A 23,768-nucleotide genomic window follows, 5' to 3' on the forward strand; every position below is an offset into this window, starting at 1 on the left:
AACCTTCCAATGAACAGCGAACAGGTTGCGGTCACGGGTAAATGGCGATTTTTCAGTCATGGGAACGTCTCCTTCGTGAGTGCTAAGAGGATTGGAAATCGGCTTCGCAGCGCCGTGTTCGGTCAGGGTCCATCGGCCACAAAGCCGGGGAAGGTACGCAGATAGGCCAGGAACTTGTCTGTGGCGCCCTCTTCGCGCAGATGCGCGGGATCGACCGGTTGTTCCGGCGATCGATAAGCCGGATCTCGCCGGACCCGTTCCGGGAAGTCGTGACGCAGGATGCCCGCCCGGCCGATCGTCACGAAATCGCAGCCCGCCTCCATGAGGCTGACCGCCGTAGCGGCATCCATGATCTTGCCGGCGACGCCCAGGCGGACATTGTGCCGGGGCAAATCGACGAAATAACTCAGAAGACTGCGGCCCTGATACTCTTCCTCATGGGGGTCCTTCGACACGTCCCACAGCGACATGTCGAGATAATCGATCTGTCCCTGTCGCATGATTTCTTCGGCCAGTTCCCCTACCTCGGCAAGCCGCATGCCAAAGCGTTCGGGCGACAGACGAAGACCGACTTGAAAATCAGGACGGCAGCGGCGGCGGATTCCGTCTATGACCTCCAGCATCAGCCGCGCACGGTTTTCAAAGCTGCCGCCATAGCGATCATCGCGGCGGTTGATGGTGGGTGAGAGAAACTGAGCCAGAATGTAGCCGTGCGCACCATGGATCTGCACCCCGTCGCAGCCAGCCTTCTCCGCTCGAAGGGCGGCGTTGATAAAATCCTCGCGCACCTGCTCGACCTCGACGAGGTCCAGTGGCCTGGCGCCATTGCGTGGGCTGGCGGAAGGGGCGACAGGCGTCCCGACCAGCTCCGGCGCGGCGCGCTCCCCGCCATGATAGAGTTGTACTGCGGAAACGGAGCCCTTCTCATGCACCGCGACAGCGAAGCGCGCCAGTCCTTCGATATGCTGGTCGTCAAATATACCGAGCTGACCCGGATAGCCCTGCCCAACTTGCTGCACAGGGGCGGCGGCGGTCATGACAAGCGCAAAACCGCCCGCCGCGCGCATGGTTAACCAGTGCAGTTCCTCCTCGGAAAGACGGCCATCGGCATAGCTCTGCTGGTTGGTGAGGGGAGCGAGCATGAGCCGGTTCTTCAGGGCCGGGCCATGTGCCAGCGGAAGCGGGTCGAAGAGTTTGGCGTGCGACATCATCTTTTCCAATTTCAGCCATGCTCACTTCTACCAGCCGTCCCCGCCGGGTAGACGCTGTGATCTTCGGGAAGGACCCGCTCTTGCATTCTGCTCAGCCGACCGACGTCCCGGCTCCGCACTCTTTGGCCGCCGTTAATCCGGCAAGCCGGCCGAAAGTGAGTGCATTCGCAACGCCGATACCACCGCCGATGTAGCGGCGGCCCAGTGTGCATCCAAGCACCTCGCCCGCGGCATACAGCCCCGCAATAACGGCGCCTTTCCGATTCAGAACATGGCCGTCGCTGTCGATCTCCAGGCCTGAATGGCCGGACACGATTTGTGACGCGCGGATTTCAACCGCGTAAAAAGGTGCGGTACGGATCGGGTAAAACTTGGCCGCCTTCTTGAAGAAGTCGAGGTCCTCACCATCGTCCATATATTGGTTATATCGCTCCACCGTCAGTTCCAGGCTTGCCGGTTCGATGTCGGCACGCTTGGCGAGATCCGCTATCGTATCAGCTGTCTTCACTCTGCCCTTCGCAATTTGCTGCCGGATTACATTGGTTCTCCAACTGTCCGAGCCAGGGTCGTTCACATAACGTCTGACCACATTCTCGTCGGCGCAGGCTTCCAGCAACGCGGGCTCGTCGAAGATAGCGAAGCACCGCATCTCCGGCTGCTCATTCAACAGATATCCTGACACCGCGTAAGATGCGTCTTCCGAGATGAAACGCTTGCCGTCGCGGTTCACCACCATCGCCCACTCCGGCAGAAACGCGGTCAAATCGGGCAGGAAGTTAGGCGTCGGCACCAAGAGGCCGTTGTCGATGCCGGTAATGTTGCCGCCGACCTTTTCCGCCAGCAGAACGCCATCGCCCAGATTATACGGCGCGGCGGCATAAATGGAGGTGAGACGCGATCCATGCGCGGCTGCCGTGGGCCATAGCCTCTGGACCATTGCCGGGTTATTGGCAAAACCACCTGTGGTGACGATGACCGCTCCGGCGCGTAATTCGACTTCGCCCGACCGGATGCCAACGACGCGCCCATCCTCTAGAAGCAGGTCGGACACGCGTGAGCCGAGCGCAACCTCAACCCCTAGCGCACCAATGGCATTGGACAGCGACTGGACAATGCCCAGACCACTCCCGACCGCCTGATGGCCACGCGGCCGCTCATCGACGCCAGACCGCACGAGCAACTCAGGGGGAATCTCATTGCCCAGCTCGATCAACCAGTCGATCAGCCATGGGCCAGCCTCACAAAGGCGCTTCGCCAGAGCAGGCTTGATCGACCATTGGTTGAGCGTCATCAGATATTGATACATGTCTTCCGCGGAATCATTGATCCCGGCGGCTTTCTGCACGCTCGTTCCGGCTGCATAAACCACGCCGCTCGAAAGTGCGGTCGCCCCGCCCAGTGCGTCTCCGGCTTCGACAATAATGACGGACGCCCCATTCTTGGCCGCATGAAACGCGGCGGAGAGGCCCGCTCCACCACCACCCACAACCACCACGTCGTAATCGACCGACATTAAATTCTCCTTGGCCCCGCTGCTGCAGATCGCCGAAGTTTGCGCTTACAGCGGGGAATAATCCACTTGGTTTCAATTCCGCCGGGAGGACCTTGACGGCCCTTGTTTGGCGACGTTGTCATTCTTCAAAAGACCAAGCGAGCGCCGCTATCATTTTCCCGGAAGGATGGCGGACAGCGCCTCGATACCTTCCCAATCACTGACGATCACAGGGGGCTTCCCGATCACGCGCTGGGTCTCGTCTTCGCGGACCACATTGAGTACCACCCGGTTGGCCCCGTCGCTTCCAAACCCTTCGACCCGTGCGAGGATATCGGAATTACTTCCCCATGCGGTGATGGAGTCGATCAGCCGGTCGCTGCCACCGTTGTTCCAGTCCGCTTCCTCGAAACCACATCTGGCGAATGCGGCCTGATAATAGGGCAGCGCAATATACATCCCCAGATAGGCCCGGGCGACGGCACGAGCCTCTTCGGGATCGGTGCTCAATACGCACAGGATCTGCGACGTGATGTTCAGGTCCGCCCCCACGCGTTCCCGCGCCTCCTTGACGATCGCGGAGGGCATCATCCAGGTGACCATGCCCTGAGCATGCTTTACCGCCAGCTTTTGCAGGCCCGGTGCGTGGGCAGCGATATACAGGGGTGCCATCTGCTCGGGTTTGGGGGTGATGAGCTGGACCTCCGCCATATCTTCCAGATAGGCGGTCATCTTCGGCAGCGGAGCCACCCACTCGCCCTTGCGCTTGGCAATCACGATGGGGTTCGAGGCGCCGAGACCCATGATGAACCGGCCAGGGTAGAATTCCGACAGCGCCTGACGTGTTTGCACCGCGCCCATGGCGTCACGGCTGTAGACCGTTGCAACGCCCGTCGCCACCTTCAGGGTGCTGGTCTTCGACAGCATGAACCCGCAAGTCAGAAAAGGATCGCGGCCAAAGGAGTCGAGCAACCAGACGCTTTCAAAGCCAAGTCGCTCGATTTTTACCGCCAACTCTGCAAGCTGTTCGGCAGGCAGAAAGTGGGCGGTGCGATCAAGCGTAAGGCCGACAATTGGCATAAGAACTCCATTCAAAATTTAGCTTGGTAAGCAATGCGAGCTTCAGAAAACAACCTGTTGTTGTGGGATTTTTCCACAATATAGGCGAGTTTTCACGGGCCCGGCATGATCGCCTGGTGCTTCAGGCGGCCCCCTCCTTGCTTGCCTCCGCCTCTCTCTTCCTGGCGAAATGTTGCCTAAAGCCCTTAAGTATGGCGTCGGAGTAGGTTCTCTCGATGATAGACCGCATGAGATCCATGTCCGCACCTGGGATCAAATCGAACTCCGACTTGAATGTCATCAGCGTATGGCCGTCCGGCAATTGGTCTACCATGGTGGTTGCCAGATAGTTCTTGAATTCGCTCCGCAAAACGGCGCCGCCCGGATTGGGACGAAAGATCATGTTATAATAGATGCGCTTCGTCTCGTCATCTTGCAGCAGCAATGTCTCGTCGACAGCCGAGCCGGTGACATGTCGAACAACGCGTGTCCTGGGAACCTCATGGGGTTCGCCGACCAACTCGATGCTGGCAATCTCGGGACCGGGCCGACCTCCCTCGGACGACTTGACCCACCAGCGATCAAATCCAGCCCAGTCCGTCAGCAACTCCCATACTTCATCGGGCGTAGCCTCCACGATACCCCGTACTTCCGCATGTCCTCTCTGGTACTTAGCCATTCTGTCACCGCCTCCATCAATCACTGCATCTGTCAAACTGCCCAAGCTCGGGAATGCGGTCCCTCTGGCGCACGTGACGTGCATCAGAGGAATGAACATCTGCGCTGCCGCTCCATCAGGATCTCTCCAGCATATGGCGGCTCGGCTACGCATTCACCGTCAGCATAGGACAACTATACTATACTACACTCTACTCATTTCCATGTAATAGGATAACTATACTATATTGGTCGACCCTTCAAAATCTGTCAAGTGGAATAGTCGGATCCGTCGATTGGGCGGCCCTCGTGGGGACAGTCCACAGTCACTTCGTAAACGCCTCGCCTCGGGACTGCCGCTGACCGGCAGCCCTGTAGATGTTGTACCGGACGCGCGGAATCTCCGAGGCAGTCGTTCGACATGCTGGGCGAAGGCGCGCATACGGCTGCCGATGCGGAAAACTATAAGGTCGTCTATATACTGAAGCTATCAAGGCCGTGGCCGAGATTGCATCATGAATTCTGTCATTTCGTCTCCTTTTCCCATCTAATCCCAAATTATCCCCTTTATTCCCAGGCGTTCCCCTGATACACTTGTTCATATCGGGGCAGACACGTCGTTGGTGATTTCGCATCCGGCGGGCGGCAATGGTGCTGCTTTCCGGAACGGACGAGTCGGCCCATGGATAAAGGGGCAAGGCGAACAAGTGTCGGACATCGGGTTATATTCCGGTCCCGCATTCACGGCGATGGACAGCAAGGGTCGCTTCTCGATCCCCGCCTCCATGCGCCATATCGTCCAAGCCAGCAGCGGCGGACAGAACCGCCTTTGCCTTACCAAGCACGAAGAGTTCCGCTGCGTTATCGGCTTTGGCCATAGCTATCAGCAGACGCTCCGTGCGAATATCGAACGTGAAGAGCAGCTCGCCCTTGCCCGAAGCGAACCCTATAGCCGCGCCGCCGCCATGCAGCGGAAATTCGGATTGCTCGAAGATGTCCCCTTCGACGACGGCGGCCGCTTCTTCATCTCGCCCTTCCTGAAAAAGCTGTGCGAAATCGACGATATCGTCTTCATCAATGGCTCGGGGGATTATTTCGAACTCTGGAACCCGCAGGTCCTGATTTCCACTGACGGCGTCTATGACGACCTTAAATTGGCGGCGCAGTTCGCGTTGGAAGATTGGGAAAATAATCCGAAGAATCCTAAGCGGGGAGGCACAAAGTGATTGCTGCCGCACCTCATGTGCCCGTGCTCCTTGACGAAGTTCTCGATGCGCTCGCCATTGTCTCCGGCGAAACGCATGTGGACGGCACTTTCGGCGCCGGCGGCTATAGTTCCGCCATGGTGGACAAGGGCGCCAAGGTCATCGCATTCGACCAGGACCCTGATGCTATTAATGAGGGCCAGGCAGTCGTCGCGGCGAAGGGCGGCGCGCTCACCCTTGTTGAAGGCCGATTTTCGGAAATGGAGCATCTTTTGGCGGAGCGCGGCGTCTCTCAGGTCGCTGGCGTTGCGCTCGACATCGGCGTCTCGTCAATGCAACTCGATCGTGCTGGCCGTGGCTTTTCCTTTCAGGCTGACGGCCCGCTCGACATGCGGATGAGCCAGTCGGGCGAAAGCGCCGCAGATTTCCTGAACGACGCCCCGGAGCAGGAGATCGCCGACATCATCTACCACTATGGGGAAGAACATCGTTCGCGCCGGATCGCTCGCGCGATAGTCGAGGCCCGTCCTCTCACGCGTACTGGGCAACTGGCAGCCGTGGTGCGCAAGGCCGTCGGCTATCGCGCGGGTGACAAGAAAGATCCGGCAACGCGAACATTTCAGGCAATCCGCATCCACCTCAACCGAGAGCTTGAGGAACTCGAGCGGGGCCTCGAGGCCGCCGAGGCTGTACTGCAGCCCGGCGGCCGTTTGGCTGTGGTCACCTTCCACAGCCTCGAAGACCGAATTGTGAAGCGCTTCCTGCGGAGCCGTAGCGGCGGGGAGGGGGCTGGATCTCGTCATCGTCCTCTCAATGACGACCTTCCAGCCCCCACTTTCCACAAGCCCGCCAAGGCAGTGCGAGCCAGTGAAGGCGAAATTGCAGCAAATCCGCGCGCGCGCTCCGCAACATTGCGGAGCGCGGTGCGCTCATCAGCCAGACCGTGGGGGACGGGACAATGATCGCAGTCAAGCGTCTGCAAAGCATTTTCTGGGTTCTACTGGTCACCTTGGGTGCCATTGCCGTCTATCTCGTATCCCTCCGGGTCGCATCGGAGCGGACCGAGCTGGCGCGGGTTGAAAGGCAGATATTGTCTGCCAAGCGCGAAATCCGGTATCTGGAAACCGAATTCGGCGCCCGCGCCAGCATGCGTCAGCTGGAACGCTGGAACAGTGAAAATTTTCGTTTTTCAACGCCCACTGCCGCGCAATATCTGGACGGCGAACGAGCCCTGGCAAGCCTTGAAGGCGTCACCCCGACTGGCCCGGCTTATGTCGCGACTCCTGTAATGACGGCGATGGTCGAAGGGCCTGCTGACCTGCCCTCCGCGGTGGCAAAGGCCGTTGCGGTCCAACCTGAAGTGAGCAGCGATGCTGTCACGGCACGACCCGCCCCTGAGTCGCGTGCGCCGGCCGTTGCAAGGACCGACGCTCCTGCGAAAGCAGAAAAGCCGCCTGTCCGAACGGCGCAGGCCGTAGCCGCTCCCGCCCCAAGACCCGCGCCCAAGACGACGGCTGACGCGCGGCGCGTTGAACGCGTAGCCATGCTTGAACAGACCCTTCTTGACGATCACACCATGGGCGATCTCGCGCGTCTGGCTGCGCGGGAGAAGGGGAGGGCAATGCGCTGATGACGACGCTCGTCGCGCGGCCTGAACGAGTCAGGACGGCCAGCCAGCGCTATCAGTTGACTGAAGTTGCGCACCACCGGCTTATGCTTCTGCTTTTGCTGTTCGCGGCCGCGATGATGCTTCTTAGTCTGCGGCTGCTTTGGTTGGGTCTGTTCGCGGACGGCGCGCATGGGGCACGTGGCCCCGGCAGTCTGGTGCCGGCAAGAGCGGATATCGTCGATCGCAATGGTGTTCCGCTGGCGCGCACCATGGACGCCTATTCCATCGGCGTTCGCCCGCGCGAATTAATTGCCGATCCCATGGAGACCGCCCGGCATCTGCACGATATTTTTCCCGACGAGCCTGTGGCGAGCTTTTATAAGAAGCTGACGAGGGACGTCCGTTTTACCTATTTGCGCCGCCGGGCGCTTCCCGAGGAAGTAAGCGCTGTGAACGCGCTTGGCGAAATCGCCATCGAGTTTCCGCGTGAAAAGGAACGCCTCTATCCGCAGCGGACTTTGGGCGCGCATGTGCTGGGCTTTGTCGATCTGGACGGCCAAGGCGCAATGGGCGCCGAGCGGGCGTTTGACGGCCGTTTGACGGACGACAAGCTGAAGGGCTCGCCGTTCGTGTTGTCCATCGACAGCCGTGTGCAGGGGGCGCTGGAAAGCGAACTTTATGCGGGCATGACGGCGCATAAGGCCATTGGTGCGGCGGGACTGGTGCTGGACGCGAACACCGGCGAAGTGATCGCGATGGCATCGCTGCCAGTGTTCAATCCCAACAAGCTGGCCAAGGGGCATATGGAGGCGCGGCGTAACGACGTCACGCAGGCCGTCTATGAGCTTGGATCGACGTTCAAGCCGATTTCCATCGCCGCAGCCATGGATGCGGGCGTCGTAACCTCGATGAGCAAGCGCTATGACGCAACGCAGCCGTTGCAGGTCGGCCGCTTCCGCATTCGCGACGATCATCCTTTGAAGAGCTGGATCAACGTCCCCCAGACGCTAGTGCACAGTTCCAATATCGCCACTGCCAGGATAGCCGATGAGCTGGGCGCGCAGCGGATGCAGGCAGCGCTTCGCAAGCTGGAGTTCGATCACCGCCCCTCCATCGAACTCAAGGAACGTGGCGACACGCTCTGGCCCTCCAATTGGGGGCGGCTCACCAATATGACCGTTTCTTATGGTCATGGCATAGCGGTGACTCCGCTGCACCTTGCCAGCGCCTACGCAGCATTGGTGAATGGCGGCCTTTGGCGTCCTGCGACATTGCAGAAGCTGAACGACGGTGAGGTGCCAAAAGGACGGCGCGTCTTTACCGCCGCGACCAGCGCCCGCATGCGGCAGCTGTTGCGCATGATCGTCGCAGCCGGTACAGGAAGAAGTGCCGACGCCAAGGGCTTTCGTGTCGGCGGCAAGACGGGTTCGGCTGAAAAGCCATTTCAGGGCGGATATGCAAGAAGTTCACTAGTGACCACATTTGCCGCTGCCTTCCCGATGGAAAATCCGAAATATGTCGTCCTCACCATGCTGGATGAGCCCAAGGGCACGGCCGAAACCTTTGGCCTGCGCACTGCCGCCTGGACAGCCGCGCCTATCGTGAAGAAGGTGGTGGAACGGATTGGCCCAATGCTTGGGATTTTCCCGGACCTGAAGCGCGACGTGGACATTTCCGAACTGATGCCGCTGCTGGGCGAAAAGGAAGACGAGGAAGCGGAATGATGCTCTCCCACCGTGACATCCCTTTCCCCATTTCCGAACCTCCCTTCGTCATCCCCGCTTCGTGGGAACGACGGCTGATTTCCAAGGGGCAATCTAATGCGGCTGGCTGAGATCGCGGGCGGCATGGCAGGCGATGCGCAGGACAATATTGTCACAGGTTTTGCCATCGATCACAGGAAAGTCGCTCCCGGCACCGTTTTCGGCGCTTTTGAAGGCGCGCGCTTCAATGGCGAGGATTTCATTCCGGACGCTATTGCAGCGGGAGCAATCGCGGTTGTCGCGCGTCCCGGCCTGGACGTAAAGGGCGCGGCGTATTTGTCCGACGACCGGCCCCGCCGTCTTTTGGCACAATTGGCCGCGAAATTCTTTGCCCCGTTTCCCAGGACCGTCGCTGCTGTGACCGGGACGAACGGGAAGACCTCGACTGTCGAGCTGACCCGGCAGATTTGGCACATGATGGGCGAAAAGGCGGCGTCTATCGGCACGCTGGGCGTCACCACGTCGGTCGACCAGGTTTCGACCGGTCTTACCACCCCCGACATCGTGACCTTCCTTTCCAACATGGCGGGTCTCAGTCGCGAAGGCATTACGCATGCCGCATTCGAGGCGTCGAGCCACGGGCTTGCCCAGTTCAGGACCGAGGGGCTGCCGGTGTGTGCAGCGGCCTTTACCAATCTAAGCCGGGATCATCTCGATTATCACGGCGACATGGACAGCTATTTTGACGCGAAAATGCGGCTGTTCGATGAAGTCGTTGAGCCGGGCGGCGCGGCTGTCATCTGGGCTGATGATCCTCGTTCGGACGAAGTGATCGCCCGCGCGGCGGCTCGCAGTCTGAAAGTTTGGACCATCGGTCAGCAGGGCGAAGCGTTGAAGCTCGTTTCCCGCACCCCGACGCATCTGGGGCAAGTCATGATGATCGAGGCGGAGGGCAAGACCCATCGTGTCGAGCTTCCGCTAATCGGCGCCTATCAGGCGGCAAATGCGCTTACGGCGGCAGGTCTTGTGCTTTCGACAGGCGGCAGGCTGGCGGATATTCTTGGCTTTCTTACCCGCGTTCGGCCGGTGCGGGGCCGTCTGGAGCGCGCCGTAATCACCGGGGCAGGCGCGCCGGTCTATGTGGATTACGCCCACACGCCTGACGGGCTCGAAGCCGCGATTGAGGCACTTCGCCCCCACACCAAGGGCCGCCTGATTGTTGTGTTCGGCGCCGGCGGCGATCGCGACGCCGGGAAGCGGCCGGAAATGGGCAAGGTGGCGGTGGACCTCGCCGACCATGTGGTCGTCACAGACGATAATCCGCGATCCGAAGACCCTGCGGCAATCCGTAAGGCGATCCTGGCCGCAGCGCCGGGCGCGATTGAAATGGGCGGTCGCCGCGAAGCCATCGCTGCGGCCATTGCGGAAGCTCGTGCAGATGACATCGTGCTCCTCGCCGGAAAAGGCCATGAGCAGGGGCAGATTGTCGGCGACCGCGTGCTCCCCTTCGACGATGTCACTGTCGCGCGGGAGTGCGCGGCGTGAGGGCTGAGGACACAACGATTTGGATCCCTCCTCTCGTGGGGGTCACGATGAAAAATGGCTGGGCCGGGTGGCGCCATGATTGACCTCTGGACCTCCGCCGAGATCGCTGCGGCCACCGATGGCCAGGCATCCATGCCATTCTCTGTGACCGGCGTCGCCTTCGATTCCCGCGAGGTGGGGTCCGGCGACCTCTTCATCGCCTTGCCCGGTGAAACCACTGACGGCCATAATTTTGTCGAGGGAGCCTTCGCCTCGGGCGCGGCTGGAGCGATTGTCTCCCGTCCTGTCCATCACCCTCATATTCTAGTTCCTGACACAGCCACGGCCCTTAACGCCCTTGGCGTCGCGTCCCGCGCCCGCGCGCAGGCCAAGATCGTTGGCGTAACGGGCTCTGTCGGCAAGACAGGCACGAAGGAAGCGCTGTTTCACGCCTTGGACCGCAAAGCGCCGGGCCGCGTTCACCGGTCGCTCAAAAGCTACAATAATCATGTCGGTGTGCCGTTAAGCCTTGCCCGTATGCCCCGCGATACCAGCTATGGCATTTTCGAAATGGGCATGAACCATGCGGGGGAGTTGACCGAACTGACCCGCATGGTGCGGCCCAATGTTGCGCTCGTCACCGCCATAGCTCCGGCGCACAAGCAATTCTTCGATACGGTGGAGGCCATCGCCGACGCCAAGGCTGAAATATTCACTGGCCTTGAGCCGGGCGGCACTGCCATCATTCCGAACGACAGCCGCTATCGCGACCGGTTGCGCAAGGTCGCTGACCGTCATGCGGCGCGTGTCGTGACTTTCGGCCTCACTCCGCAAGCGGACGTTCGGGCCGTCGACATGGTCCCGGCAACCAAAGGCGGTACGCTCCTTACCGTAAAGCTTCCGGAAGCGGAGATTTGCCTCACCATTGCGATGCCCGGAGAACATTGGGTGTCGAACGCACTTGCCGTTCTGGCGGCGGTGGACGCGGTAGGTGGTGACTTGGCCGCGGCCGGCTTGGCCCTTGCCGAACTTCCCGGCCTCCCTGGCCGCGGCGCGCGCGTGAAGGTAGCGTTGCCAAAGGGTGAGGCTTTGCTGATCGACGAAAGCTACAACGCCAATCCGCTCTCGATGGAAGCCACGCTGAAGCAATTGGGCCGGGAGCAGGGAGAACGGCGCCTGGCCGTCCTTGGCGCGATGAAGGAACTGGGCGAGGAGAGCGACGCTTTCCACGCTGCATTGGCCGAGCCGATTAGCGCTGCCCACGTCGATTTTGCGATCCTCGTCGGCCCTGAAATGCGTGCCCTCGCGGAGCTGCTTGAAGGGCGGGTCGGAATCGCGCATGTGGCGGACGCCGATGCGGCAACCGATCGCTTGAAGGCAGAATTGCGCGCCGGTGACGCCGTGCTTGTCAAGGGATCCAATAGTGTCGGCCTTTCGCGTCTCGTGGCGACGATGACCGGCGGCAGGAAAGAGGGTTAATGCTATACTGGCTGGCTACAACGCTGGAATTTGAAGGAGCCTTCAATCTTATCCGCTATCTGAGCTTCCGCACCGGTGCGGCGGTGGCGACGGCGCTGTTCCTTGGCCTCCTGATCGGTCCCAAATTCATTGGCTGGCTCCGCGTTCGGCAGGGCAAGGGCCAGCCCATTCGCGAAGACGGCCCGCAAAGCCATTTCGCCAAGCGCGGCACGCCTACTATGGGTGGCCTGATGATCCTGACGTCCGTGGCCGTCTCGGTATTCCTGTGGATGGACCTTAGCAGCGTCTATGTCTGGGCCTGCATCTTCGTAACGCTGGGCTTTGGGGCCATCGGCTTCCTCGATGATTATGACAAGGTGAGCAAATCCAGCCATCGTGGCGTTCCGGGGCGCGTCCGCCTGCTCGCTGAATTCCTGATCGCGGGGGGAGCGGCCTGGCTGATCGTCAGTCAGACCGGCACGGAACTCTACGTGCCGTTCTGGAACGGCCCCGCCCTCGACCTCGGTCCGCTCTACTATATCTTTGCCGCCTTCGTGATCGTTGGAGCGGGCAATGCCGTCAACCTGACCGATGGGCTGGACGGACTTGCGACCATGCCGGTCATCATTGCCTGCGTCGCTTTCATGCTGATAGCCTATATCGTGGGCCGCGCCGATTATGCAGCCTATCTCGGCATCCCCCATGTCCCAGGAGCCGGAAATCTCACCATTTTGCTGGGCGCGATCATTGGGGCGGGTCTTGCCTTCCTCTGGTTCAATGCGCCACCGGCCGCCGTTTTCATGGGCGATACGGGAAGTCTCGCCTTGGGCGGCGCGCTGGGCGTTATCGCCGTTACGGTGCGCCATGAAATCGTCCTTGCCATCATTGGCGGCCTGTTCGTGCTTGAAGCGGCGTCGGTCATCATTCAGGTATTCTTCTTCAAACGTACCGGCAAGCGAGTCTTCCGCATGGCCCCGATCCACCATCATTTTGAGCAACTGGGCTGGTCAGAGCCGACCGTCGTGATCCGTTTCTGGATCATTTCCATCGTCCTTGCCCTTGCGGGGCTTTCCACGTTGAAAATCCGGTGATCGCCAGCCCCCTCTTCGCCGGAAAACAATATGCCGCCCTCGGTCTCGCCCGCTCCGGTCTGGCGACCGTGGAGGCGCTGGTCAGGAGCGGCGCGCAGGTAACGGCATGGGATAGCCGGGATGAAGCGCGTGAGGCGGCGCTTGAGGTTGTGGCGCAATCTGAAAATGCGCGGCGCTTTCAACTGGCCGATCCCCTGCTCATCGACCTGACCGGCTTTGACGGCATTGCCGTTTCCCCCGGGGTTCCCTTAAACCGCCACCCCATTGCCGATAAGGCGCGCTCGGCAGGCGTGCCCATCATTGGAGATATCGAACTTTTTGCGCTTGCCCGGCCCAGCCTGCCCCCACACCGGGTGGTGGCGATTACCGGCACCAACGGCAAGTCCACGACCACTGCGCTCATCCATCATATCGTCGCCACCGCGGGCATTCCTTCAATGATGGGGGGCAATATCGGCCTTCCGATCCTGGGTCAGGAGCCGCTGCCTGCCGGCGGTGTTTATGTGCTGGAACTCTCCAGCTACCAGATTGACCTGACTTACAACCTCGATGCGGACGTGGCTGTTCTCCTCAACATCACGCCCGACCATCTCGACCGCTATGACGGCTTTGAAGGCTATTGCGCGTCCAAAGCGCGGCTGTTCGACATGCAATCTTCGGGTCATGTCGCCGTCATCGCCACTGAAGACGATCCCAGCCGCCAGATCGCGGCCAATGTCCGTTCCAAACTCGTCGAAGTGGGTTCGGCGCAGATCGATGCAGCCAAACAGGCGCAATGGCCTTCGCTGCAGGGCCCGCACAACGCGCAGAACGCAGCGGTCGCCATTGCCGTGGCTCAAGCGCTTGGCATTAGTGATGCTCACATTGCCCTCGCTCTTGAAAGTTATGCAAGCCTCCCTCACCGCATGCAGCGTGTCGCGGAAAAGAACGGCGTCCTTTATGTGAATGACAGCAAGGCGACCAATCCGGCCTCCACCGCCCCCGCGCTCGCCGCTTATCCGCCGGTCGCGGGCAAGCCTCGTGTTCATTGGATTGTCGGCGGCCTCGCAAAGTCAGACAATCTGGACGATTGCGCTCCCCATTTCGGCAATGTGAGGCACGCCTATACCATCGGCGAGGCAGGCCCTCGTTTCGCAGAAATCCTGGCCCCCATCATGCCCGTCGATGATAGCGAACTGCTGATCACCGCCGTCCGACGGGCCGCACGCGTGGCTGAGCCCGGCGATGTCGTGCTCCTCTCGCCTGCCTGCGCTTCCTTTGACCAGTTTCGCGATTTTGAGGCGCGCGGCGATGCATTCCGGGCGGCGGTGGAGGCGCTTGGCTGATGACGGAGGGCGACATGGATATACGTGCCGACAGCTTCTCCAGCCTCCATCAGGCAAGCACAGCCGCGCCGCCTCCGGCTTTTGTCCGCCCCAAGCGCGGCGTCACCCTGCCGCGCGACCGTACACCCCTGGGCCTCTGGTTTTGGGAAATAGACCGATTGCTGCTTCTTCTTATCAGCATATTGATCGCCATCGGCCTTGTCGCCGTGGCCGCAGCGTCGCCGGTCGCGTCCCAAACGCTTTCCACCCACAATGTGAAGCTCGATCCGCTTTATTATTTCTATCGCCAACTCGCCTGGGTCGGTCTTGGCCTGCCTGTCATGTTGGTCATTTCGATGCTGCCGAGGGCGCAGGCACGTCGTTTCGCTATCTTTGCGGCGATTCTGTTCACCGGAATGCTGATACTGGTTCCGATCATCGGCACATCGGTAAATGGCGCAACCCGTTGGATCGGCCCGGGCTCCCTGCGATTTCAGCCGTCTGAATTCCTGAAGCCGGTCTTCATCGTCAGCTTGGCCTGGCTGCTCTCGCTAAGGGGCAAGGACAAAAGCCTTCCGGTGATACCGCTTTCAGCGGCGTTGACCGCCTTCATTGCGTTCCTGCTCATGAACCAACCCGATCTTGGGCAGACGGTCATCTTCTGCTCGGCCTGGCTGACGCTGATGCTGCTTTCCGGCATGTCGGTGCGCTGGATGGTCGCGCTGGCGGCTTCTGGCGTAACCGGTCTTGTGGCCGCCTATCTCTTTTATCCAGTCGCTACTCAGCGCATCAATATCTGGCTGTTGGGGGAGGGCGATTCCTATCAGGTGGACAGCGCCCATGCGGCTATTACCGGCGGAGGCCTTACGGGCATGGGCCCGGGCAGCGGCGTCGCCAAATTCCGTCTGCCAGAGGCGCATACCGACTATATCTTCTCTGTGATCGGGGAGGAATTCGGCCTGCTGGCATGCATTGCCATTGCCGCGGTTTATCTTGCCATCGTGGTTCGCGTCCTGCTGAAGCTGCTTGATGAGGAAGACAATTTCGTCATCCTCGCGGCCGCCGGTCTTGCGACGCAGTTCGGGCTGCAGGCAATCATCAACATGGGGGTGAACACGCAAATATTCCCGTCGAAGGGCATGACACTGCCCTTTATCAGCTATGGTGGTTCCTCTATGATCGCGCTGTGCATCGGCACTGGTTTGTTGCTGGCGTTCACGCGCCGGAACCCGTATCTGGTGCGCTCTCCCTATGTCGTCAAATGGAGCGGACGATGACCATTTCCCGCCATTATGTTCTGGCAGCCGGAGGAACGGGCGGTCACATGATTCCCGCTTATGCCGTGGCTGTCGAGCTGATGGAACGCGGCCATCATGTCGCCTTGGTGACCGATGAGCGCGGCGCGAAGATTCCCGGCATCTTTGAACGGGCACAGGCGCATGTCCTGCCTGCCGGGCGGATGTCTGGCGGACCGATGGGATGGTTCAGGGGACTGCGAAATATCAAGGCTGGCCGCGACATGGCGCGCCGTCTCTATGAAACCTTTCAGCCCTCCGTGGTCGTGGGTTTTGGCGGCTATCCGGCGCTGCCCGCCTTGCTGGCCGCCCTTAAAGACGGAATCCCCACGGTGGTGCATGAACAAAATGCCGTTCTGGGCCGCGTGAACCGCCTGCTCGCGCGGAAAGTGAACGCCATCGCCACCGCCTATCCGGATGTGGAGCGTCTGGCCGATAAATTTGCTGAAAAGGTGCATCTGGTTGGCAATCCCGTCCGCGAAGAAGTGCTGTCGCTGCGCGATGAAGACTATCCGGCGCTAAATGAAGACAGCGTCTTTCGGCTGCTCGTCACCGGCGGGAGTCAGGGCGCAACCATCTTGTCGGACGTGGTTCCCGAGGGGCTCGGCCTCCTCCCCATTGGTCTTCGCCGCCGCCTGCAAGTGACGCAGCAATGCCGTTTGGAGGACATCGAACGGGTTCGCCAGATTTACGCCCAACTCGAAATCCCCGCCGATCTTGCGACCTATCTTCCCGACCTTCCCGAAAGGCTCGGATGGTCGCATCTGGTGGTCGCGCGGGCGGGGGCATCCACTATTGCCGAACTGACGACGGCTGGCCGCCCGGCCATTCTTGTTCCGCTACCTTCGGCCATGGACGATCACCAGACCGCCAATGTGCGGGAAATGGTGGCGTGCGGCGGTGCGCGATCCATTCCCCAATCCAAATTCACCCCTGTGGAGCTTGCCAAACAAATGCAGAAGTTGGCGCTGGAACCCGGCGCGCTACAAAATGCCGCGAAGCGCGCAAAGGCCTGTGGCCGTCCCAATGCAGCGCGTGACCTTGCCGATCTCCTCGAAAGCATCGGCCCGGCGCCGATCATGAACGACTCGCTCCGTGTCCGGTCGCCGAAGATGCGCCCCAGCATCGGCATGCAGGGGATACCGGCATGAAGGGCGTTGCCATCGATATAGGCACCATCCATTTCATTGGTATTGGCGGCATTGGCATGTCCGGCATTGCGGAGGTGATGCACAATCTGGGCTACAAGGTGCAGGGCTCCGACATTGCTGAAGGCTATGTGGTACAGGGCCTGCGCGACAAGGGCATCAAGGTGATGATCGGCCACAAGGCCGAAAATCTGGGCGACGCCGTAGTGGTCGTGACGTCCACCGCGATCAAGAAAGGCAATCCTGAGGTTGACCTCGCGCTCGAAAAGCGCATTCCGGTCGTTCGGCGCGCGGAAATGCTCGCTGAACTCATGCGCCTTAAATCGACGATTGCGGTAGCGGGCACGCATGGCAAGACTACGACGACTTCAATGGTCGCCGCCTTGCTGGATTCCGGTGGCGTTGACGCCACGGTCATCAATGGCGGCATCATTAACCGCTATGGCTCCAACGCCCGGCTCGGCACCAGCGACTGGATGGTGGTAGAGGCCGACGAAAGCGACGGCAGCTTCCTTCGCCTCGACGGCACCATTGCCATTGTCACCAATATCGATCCTGAACATCTGGATCATTATGGCAGTTTCGACAAGGTGAAGGACGCCTTTGTCGAATTTCTGGAAAATGTGCCTTTCTATGGCGCGGCCTTTCTCTGCCTCGATCATCCAGAGGTCCAGGCTATCCTGCCTCGCGTGCAGGACCGCCGCATCGTCACCTACGGTTTTTCCGCGCAGGCGGACATACGCGGTGAAAATGTTCAGCCGGTGCCCGGCGGTAATCGTTTCGATGTAGTGATCAGGGAACGCGACGGCTCAACCCGCCGCATCGATGGCATCGAAATGCCGATGCCCGGCCGCCACAATGTCCTTAATGCCATGGCCGCCATCGGCGCGGCCCTGCATCTCGGCATCGACGACAAGACCATCCGCACCGGCTTTGCTCAATTTGGAGGCGTGAAGCGGCGCTTTACCAAAGTTGGAGAGATTGACCTGGATGGCGGCAAGGCGATCGTGATCGACGATTACGGCCATCATCCGGTGGAAATCCGCGCTGTGCTCGCTGCCGCACGCGAAGGCGCGCAAGGCAGAGTGATCGCTGTCGTCCAGCCCCACCGCTTCACCCGCCTGCATGACCTGATGGACGATTTCCAACAGGCATTCAACGATGCCGACATCGTCTATGCCGCGCCCGTCTATCCGGCCGGCGAAGCGCCTATAGAAGGCACCGATTCCGGCGAACTAGTGGCGGGCATCAAGCGGCGCGGACATCACAATGCCCAGACAGTTGCCGATGCGGAGGATCTGGCCGCCAGGCTCGCCCAGCAGGTTGAGACCAATGACATGATCGTCTGCCTTGGCGCGGGCGATATCACCAAATGGGCGGCGGGGCTCGCAGACGCGATAAAGGCCCAGCGGGGCGTGCCTGCATGATCAATGGCCTCGCCACCCTTCCGGTCTTGAAGGGCAGCATGGAAGAAAAGGGCAGCCTTGCCGATTTCATCTGGTTCCGCACTGGCGGGCCGGCCGAATATCTGGTGCGCCCGAAGGACGTCGAGGACCTGTCGCATTTCCTGCGCGACCTTGATCCGTCGGTTCCGGTGCTTCCCGTAGGCGTCGGCTCCAACCTCATCGTCCGTGATGGCGGCGTGTCCGGTGTGGTCGTTCGCCTGCCCAAGGCCATGGCCAAGGTAGCGATCGAATCTGGCAACCGTGTACGCGCGGGCGCCGCCGCCATGGGCATCAGCGTCGCCAGCGCTGCCCGGGATGCAGGCATTGCCGGCATGGAATTTCTGCGCGGGATTCCCGGCACTGTCGGCGGCGCGGTCCGCATGAACGCTGGCGCCTACGGTCGCGAAGCCGCTGACATTCTTGTCGAATGCACCCTGGTCCTACGCGACGGCAGCATTGAAACATGGTCTGCAGAGCGCCTTGGCTACTCCTACCGACACTGTGAACTTCCGGAAGGCGCGGTCGTAGTGGAGGCGCTTTTTGAAGGTGCGCCCGGTGATCCGGCGCTTGTCGGTGCGGAAATGGACCGTATCGCCGCCGAGCGCGAGGCCTCCCAACCGCTGCGGTCTCGGACCGGCGGCTCGACCTTCAAAAATCCGGATGGCGACAAGGCTTGGCGTCTCATTGACGAAGCTGGTTGCCGGGGCCTCACGCGCGGCGCGGCGCAGGTTTCCGAAAAACATTGTAACTTCCTCCTCAACCTTGGCGGCGCGAGCAGCGCCGACATTGAGGCGCTGGGTGAAGAAGTGCGCGCCAAGGTGAGGGAAAAGACCGGGGTGACGCTGGAATGGGAAATTCAACGGGTGGGGGTTCAGCGATGAACCTGATCCATTCCCAGTGCTTCTGCGAAAGCAGGAACGCAGGAGGCGTCTTATGACCCGTGGCCCCTGGCATGTCGCGGTCCTCATGGGCGGCTGGTCCGCCGAACGCCCCGTCTCGCTGATGAGCGGGGAAGGGGTGGCAAAGGCTTTTGAGAGCCGTGGCCACAAGGTCACCCGTATCGACATGGGCCATGATGTCGCCGCGCGCCTTGCCGAAGCCGCGCCGGACGTCGTCTTCAACGCGCTTCATGGCGTTCCAGGTGAGGACGGCACCGTGCAGGGGCTGATGGACCTCATGGGGCTTAAATATACCCACAGCGGACTGGCCACCTCAGTCATCGCCATCGATAAGCAACTGACCAAGCAGACGCTCGTTCCCCATGGCATTCCAATGCCGGGCGGCATGATCATTAAGAGCGAAAGCCTTTATCACGCCGATCCGCTGCCCCGCCCCTATGTTCTTAAGCCTGTTAACGAGGGTTCCTCGGTCGGTGTTGCCATCATCACCGAGGAGGGCAATTACGGCAGTCCGATAGCGCGCGACGTAGAAGGGCCGTGGCAGCATTTCGACCATCTGCTGGCCGAACCTTATATACGTGGGCGCGAACTAACTTGCGCCGTTCTGGGTGACAGGGCTTTGCTTGTCACCGAACTCCGCCCCAAAAGTGGATTTTACGACTTCGACGCGAAATATACCGACGGTATGACCGATCACATCTGTCCAGCGGACATTCCTGATGAGATCACCGAGGCTTGCAGGGCGCTTGCCTTGCAAGCCCATCGCGTTCTTGGCTGCAAGGGCACGTCCCGCTCCGATTTTCGCTGGGACGATGAGCGCGGCGTCGAGGGATTGTTCCTGCTTGAGGTCAATACTCAGCCCGGCATGACGCCGCTCAGCCTTGTGCCGGAACAGGCAGCCAAGCTGGGCATCGAATATGCCGAACTGGTCGAGCGTATCGTCGAGGAGGCATTATGAGCGCAGCCACTATCAGGCGCGGGGGCGCCTCCAGCCGCAAACGAAAGACCAAGGCGCCCGTCCGAAGGCGCCGTTCCCGCATCGATCGATTTTTAAATTCGCTGCCGATCAGCGATGACGCTCTGCATCAGGCCGTCACCTGGACCATCATGCTTTCGGCAGCCGCGGCGCTGGGCGGCCTTGCCTGGTTCGTCGGCTTGCCCGCTATGGCCAATCAGGAATTCGCAAGCCTTGCTCGCAAGGCCGGCTTTGAAGTCCGCAAGGTCGAAGTGCGTGGAATCGAACGGATGGACGAGCTTCCTGTCTACGCCATCGCACTCGGCCAGCATGAACGCGCCATGCCCTCGGTGGATATTGGAAAGCTTCGCGCCGACCTGATGCAGCTCGGCTGGGTGCAGGACGCCCGCGTTTCCCGCCGCTTGCCCGAAACGCTGGTCATCGACATTGTCGAACGCAAGCCCGCCGCCGTCTGGCAGAATAAGGGCAAGCTCGCGCTGATCGATGGCCAGGGCAAGGTGCTGCAACCCATCGATCTTACGACCATGCCGGATCTGCCACTGGTCGTTGGCCCCAACGCCAATCAAAAGACCGCTGCGCTTGGCAAGCTTATGGAGGCCGCTCCGGCCTTAAAGCCCATGCTGGCGGGGGCGACCTGGGTCGGCAATCGCCGGTGGGACCTGCGTTTCCAGACCGGCGAGACGCTGTCCCTGCCCGAAGGCGAGAAGCTGTCGTCTGACGCGCTGGTCAACTTCGCGCGCATGGACGGTGTTAATCGCTTGCTGGGACGCGGAATCGTGAAATTCGATATGCGGGATCCGGACAAGTTCGTATTACGATTGCCAAAGACGCAAGATACGGTCGCGGCGAAGAGCGGGGGCGATAACACCGCGACCGAGGAAGCAACTGACGGGGAGGGATAGGCTTTGGGGCAGCCGCGTTATGAAAAGCTGATCACGGCCCTTGATATTGGGTCGTGGAAAGTCTCCGCGCTTATCGCGGGTCGAAACGATCAGGGGGAACTCATCGTTCTTGGCACTGGCCAGCGCGAAAGCCGGGGGGTGAGGCGCGGCTACATCGCCGATATGGAGCGTACCGAACAGGCAGTCCGCGAAACCGTGGAGCAGGCGGAGCGGATCGCGGGCACCAATATCGAGGATGTCTGGGTCAACTTCTCTGCCGGCGGCCTTATCAGCGACATCGCGAGTGTAGAAGTGGAACTTGGCGGCCATCGCGTTGAGCAGCAGGACATTGACGACTTGCTTGAGGCCGGTCGCAACAGCATTGATCCGGACGGCCGAATGGTGCTCCATGCGCAGCCGACGCTTTACACATTGGACGGCCTTACAGGAGTCAAGAAGCCGCTGGGCCTTCATGCGGACCGCCTGGGCGTCGACATCCACGTGATCCTTGCCGACGGTAGTCCTTTGCGCAACTTGGACCTCTGCGTGCGTTCGGCGCATCTGGAAGTAAACAGCATCATCGCCTCTCCGGTCGCGACAGGTATGACCTGCCTTTCCGACGAGGAACGAGACCTGGGCGTTGCACTTGTGGAACTGGGTGCGGCGGTCACCAACGTGTCTTTATTCGCGGGCGGCATGTTGGTGGGACTCACCTCGCTTCCTTATGGCGCGGCGGACATCACCGATGACATAGCATCGGCTTTTGGAGTGCGCCGGAGCCAGGCCGAGCGCATGAAATGCTTCTACGGTTCTGCCATGCAGTCGCCGCGCGACCACCGCGAAATGATCGAAATCGCGCCCATAGCCAGTGATGGTCAAAGCGCGGAGGGCGGTCGTATTACCCGCGCCCAGTTGGTTGGGATCATTTGCCAAAGGCTCGACCATCTGATAGGGGAAATAGGCAAGACATTGAAAGACCTTGGCTTTACCGGACCGGTCGGTCGGCATGTCGTCCTTACAGGCGGCGGAGCGGAGCTGAAAGGTATTGCCGATTATGCACAGACGGCATTGGGACGGGCCGTGCGGATCGGACGTCCACGCGGCTTGACGGGTCTGCCAGAGGCGCATAGTGGACCGGCTTTCGCTACCTTGGCGGGCCTGGCCCTCTATGGAGCATCCAACCCTGCCGATCTCCGCTGGCTGCCCTCGTCGAAACAGGTCGTTCACAAGGCACCCGGTTCGGCGCTTTTACAACGGCTTATTACCGCAATGCGCACGAATTACTGACCTATTTTGGTAAATGATTAATTTTTGGATGATTCGCCAAGTCAGATAGTGCATGAGTTCAAGTCGGTTCGCTTCAACCTCGATGAAGCATTGGGAGCAACTTTATGAGCATTGAAATCGGTCCTCCTCATGTAGACGAGCTGAAGCCGCGCATCGCCGTGATCGGTGTCGGTGGAGCGGGTGGCAATGCCATCGCGAATATGATCGCCGCGCAAGTAGAGGGCGTGGATTTCGTCGTTGCCAATACCGACGCCCAGGCGCTCAATGCCTCTCCCGCTGAGCGGCGCATCCAGCTTGGTCCCAAGATTACCGAAGGACTTGGAGCGGGATCGCGTCCGGAAATCGGAAGGGCAGCGGCTGAGGAAACCATCATTCAGGTGGAAGAAGCGCTGAACGGCGCTCATATGTGCTTCATCGCCGCAGGAATGGGCGGGGGCACGGGCACCGGCGCAGCTCCGGTAATCGCTAAGGCTGCTCGGGACAAGGGCATTTTGACCGTCGGCGTCGTTACCAAGCCTTTCACCTTTGAAGGCACCCGGCGCGCTCGCTCCGCAGAGGCGGGCATTGTTGAATTGCAGAAGCATGTCGACACGCTGATTGTCATCCCGAACCAGAATCTCTTCCTCATCGCCAATCCGAACACGACCTTCAAGGAAGCTTTCCAATTGGCCGATGAGGTGCTGCAGCAGGGCGTCCGGGGCATTACTGACCTGATGGTCATGCCGGGCCTCATCAACCTCGACTTTGCTGACGTCCGCTCGGTAATGGGCGAAATGGGCAAGGCGATGATGGGAACTGGCGAGGCAGAAGGTGATGGTCGCGCTCTTGAGGCTGCTGAGAAGGCCATTGCCAACCCCCTGCTCGACGGCGTCAGCATGAAAGGCGCGAAGGGCGTCATCATCTCTATCACGGGCGGCGAAGACATGCGCTTGATGGAGGTGGACGAAGCAGCCAACCACATCCGCGAGCTGGTCGATCCCGACGCGAACATCATCTGGGGTTCGGCCTTTAACGATGGTCTCCAGGGTAAGATTCGCGTGTCGGTTGTCGCGACCGGTATTGACAATGAGGTCGAAGCCAACGCACCGCGGACGCAGGCCTTTACCTTCCCGGCCCGCACGGCCGCGCCGCAGCAGGCTCCAGCCCCTTATGTAGCGCCGCCGGTAGAAGTGGCGGAAGAGATTGTCGCAGCCGATCCTGCTCCAGGCTTCGAATCTCTCGCCTCTGTTGAGGACGAGGCCATCGCGCCGACTGCTGAGACGGTAAATGAAGATGAACTGCTTCTCAGCCCGGCAGTCGAGCTGCCTGCTGAGGCTGAAGACAAGCCGGAACCTGAACCAGCTCCGGAACCCTCACGCCAAGCGCCGCGCGTATCCACCGGCGGCACACTGTTTGAGCGCATGTCTAATCTTTCACGCGGTGGCTCCCGCACCCCGGTGAGCAATGACGAGGAAGAGGACGCACGTTCGGGCCTGGATATTCCGCGGTTTCTGAACCGGCAGAACAACCAGTAAGGGCCTCCGA

At 60.6% G+C, this 23,768-nt stretch carries 20 protein-coding genes; 16 read left to right on the top strand and 4 right to left on the bottom strand.

Going from position 1 to position 23,768, the window contains the following annotated elements; translation table 11 throughout:
* Positions 1 to 122: 122 nt before the first annotated feature.
* From HNQ99_RS00005 to HNQ99_RS00020, 4 genes are all read right to left on the bottom strand, one after another.
* Positions 123 to 1,208, bottom strand: a complete 1,086-nt coding sequence (locus tag HNQ99_RS00005; RefSeq protein WP_184473605.1) for an NADH:flavin oxidoreductase — start codon at positions 1,206 to 1,208, stop codon at positions 123 to 125.
* A gap of 94 nt (positions 1,209 to 1,302) precedes the next feature.
* A complete protein-coding gene (locus tag HNQ99_RS00010; protein ID WP_322790296.1) occupies positions 1,303 to 2,754 on the bottom strand; it encodes an FAD-dependent oxidoreductase in 1,452 nt (483 codons plus the stop codon).
* A 120-nt stretch (positions 2,755 to 2,874) separates the two neighbouring features.
* Positions 2,875 to 3,783 (bottom strand): LLM class flavin-dependent oxidoreductase, encoded by a 909-nt coding sequence (locus HNQ99_RS00015; protein WP_184473607.1) that lies wholly within the window; start codon positions 3,781 to 3,783, stop codon positions 2,875 to 2,877.
* A gap of 121 nt (positions 3,784 to 3,904) precedes the next feature.
* Positions 3,905 to 4,441, bottom strand: coding sequence for an SRPBCC family protein (locus HNQ99_RS00020; RefSeq protein WP_184473608.1), 537 nt, complete (start codon positions 4,439 to 4,441; stop codon positions 3,905 to 3,907).
* A 685-nt stretch (positions 4,442 to 5,126) separates the two neighbouring features.
* Between HNQ99_RS00020 and HNQ99_RS00025 the strand changes: the two genes are divergently transcribed.
* The 16 genes from HNQ99_RS00025 (at position 5,127) to ftsZ (ending at position 23,758) form a co-directional block, all read left to right on the top strand.
* Complete coding sequence (locus HNQ99_RS00025) at positions 5,127 to 5,645, top strand: division/cell wall cluster transcriptional repressor MraZ (RefSeq protein WP_184473609.1); 519 nt, start codon at positions 5,127 to 5,129, stop codon at positions 5,643 to 5,645.
* The gene (rsmH, locus tag HNQ99_RS00030; RefSeq protein ID WP_184473990.1) at positions 5,645 to 6,586 is read left to right on the top strand and encodes a 16S rRNA (cytosine(1402)-N(4))-methyltransferase RsmH; all 942 of its coding nucleotides are present in this window, start codon (positions 5,645 to 5,647) and stop codon (positions 6,584 to 6,586) included. Before HNQ99_RS00025 ends, rsmH begins: the two co-directional genes overlap by 1 nt.
* Positions 6,583 to 7,254 carry a colicin transporter gene (locus tag HNQ99_RS00035; protein WP_184473610.1) on the top strand — a complete coding sequence of 224 codons (672 nt, stop codon included), beginning with the start codon at positions 6,583 to 6,585 and terminating at the stop codon, positions 7,252 to 7,254. The genes rsmH and HNQ99_RS00035 overlap by 4 nt, the downstream gene beginning before the upstream one ends.
* Positions 7,254 to 8,957, top strand: coding sequence for a peptidoglycan D,D-transpeptidase FtsI family protein (locus HNQ99_RS00040; protein ID WP_184473611.1), 1,704 nt, complete (start codon positions 7,254 to 7,256; stop codon positions 8,955 to 8,957). The genes HNQ99_RS00035 and HNQ99_RS00040 overlap by 1 nt, the downstream gene beginning before the upstream one ends.
* Positions 8,958 to 9,053: 96 nt before the next feature.
* Positions 9,054 to 10,481 carry a UDP-N-acetylmuramoyl-L-alanyl-D-glutamate--2,6-diaminopimelate ligase gene (locus HNQ99_RS00045; protein WP_184473612.1) on the top strand — a complete coding sequence of 476 codons (1,428 nt, stop codon included), beginning with the start codon at positions 9,054 to 9,056 and terminating at the stop codon, positions 10,479 to 10,481.
* A 75-nt stretch (positions 10,482 to 10,556) separates the two neighbouring features.
* Positions 10,557 to 11,939 carry a UDP-N-acetylmuramoyl-tripeptide--D-alanyl-D-alanine ligase gene (locus HNQ99_RS00050; protein WP_184473613.1) on the top strand — a complete coding sequence of 461 codons (1,383 nt, stop codon included), beginning with the start codon at positions 10,557 to 10,559 and terminating at the stop codon, positions 11,937 to 11,939.
* Positions 11,939 to 13,009: a phospho-N-acetylmuramoyl-pentapeptide-transferase gene (gene mraY, locus HNQ99_RS00055; protein WP_184473614.1), complete on the top strand. Its 1,071-nt coding sequence runs from the start codon at positions 11,939 to 11,941 to the stop codon at positions 13,007 to 13,009. Before HNQ99_RS00050 ends, mraY begins: the two co-directional genes overlap by 1 nt.
* Positions 13,006 to 14,334, top strand: a complete 1,329-nt coding sequence (gene murD / locus HNQ99_RS00060; RefSeq protein ID WP_184473615.1) for a UDP-N-acetylmuramoyl-L-alanine--D-glutamate ligase — start codon at positions 13,006 to 13,008, stop codon at positions 14,332 to 14,334. The genes mraY and murD overlap by 4 nt, the downstream gene beginning before the upstream one ends.
* Positions 14,334 to 15,590, top strand: a complete 1,257-nt coding sequence (gene ftsW, locus HNQ99_RS00065; protein ID WP_246414287.1) for a putative lipid II flippase FtsW — start codon at positions 14,334 to 14,336, stop codon at positions 15,588 to 15,590. The genes murD and ftsW overlap by 1 nt, the downstream gene beginning before the upstream one ends.
* Positions 15,587 to 16,759, top strand: a complete 1,173-nt coding sequence (murG, locus tag HNQ99_RS00070) for an undecaprenyldiphospho-muramoylpentapeptide beta-N-acetylglucosaminyltransferase (RefSeq protein ID WP_184473616.1) — start codon at positions 15,587 to 15,589, stop codon at positions 16,757 to 16,759. Before ftsW ends, murG begins: the two co-directional genes overlap by 4 nt.
* A complete protein-coding gene (gene murC / locus HNQ99_RS00075; RefSeq protein ID WP_184473617.1) occupies positions 16,756 to 18,183 on the top strand; it encodes a UDP-N-acetylmuramate--L-alanine ligase in 1,428 nt (475 codons plus the stop codon). Before murG ends, murC begins: the two co-directional genes overlap by 4 nt.
* Entirely contained in the window at positions 18,180 to 19,082 is a 903-nt protein-coding gene (gene murB, locus HNQ99_RS00080; RefSeq protein WP_184473618.1) for a UDP-N-acetylmuramate dehydrogenase, read from the top strand. The genes murC and murB overlap by 4 nt, the downstream gene beginning before the upstream one ends.
* A gap of 52 nt (positions 19,083 to 19,134) precedes the next feature.
* A complete protein-coding gene (locus HNQ99_RS00085) occupies positions 19,135 to 20,058 on the top strand; it encodes a D-alanine--D-alanine ligase (RefSeq protein WP_184473619.1) in 924 nt (307 codons plus the stop codon).
* Positions 20,055 to 20,978, top strand: a complete 924-nt coding sequence (locus HNQ99_RS00090) for a cell division protein FtsQ/DivIB (RefSeq protein ID WP_184473620.1) — start codon at positions 20,055 to 20,057, stop codon at positions 20,976 to 20,978. Before HNQ99_RS00085 ends, HNQ99_RS00090 begins: the two co-directional genes overlap by 4 nt.
* A gap of 3 nt (positions 20,979 to 20,981) precedes the next feature.
* Positions 20,982 to 22,244, top strand: a complete 1,263-nt coding sequence (gene ftsA / locus HNQ99_RS00095) for a cell division protein FtsA (RefSeq protein WP_184473621.1) — start codon at positions 20,982 to 20,984, stop codon at positions 22,242 to 22,244.
* Positions 22,245 to 22,348: 104 nt separating this feature from the next.
* Positions 22,349 to 23,758, top strand: a complete 1,410-nt coding sequence (gene ftsZ, locus HNQ99_RS00100; protein WP_184473622.1) for a cell division protein FtsZ — start codon at positions 22,349 to 22,351, stop codon at positions 23,756 to 23,758.
* Positions 23,759 to 23,768: the final 10 nt, after the last annotated feature.

The organism is Rhizorhapis suberifaciens (assembly GCF_014200045.1).
Lineage (GTDB): Bacteria > Pseudomonadota > Alphaproteobacteria > Sphingomonadales > Sphingomonadaceae > Rhizorhapis > Rhizorhapis suberifaciens.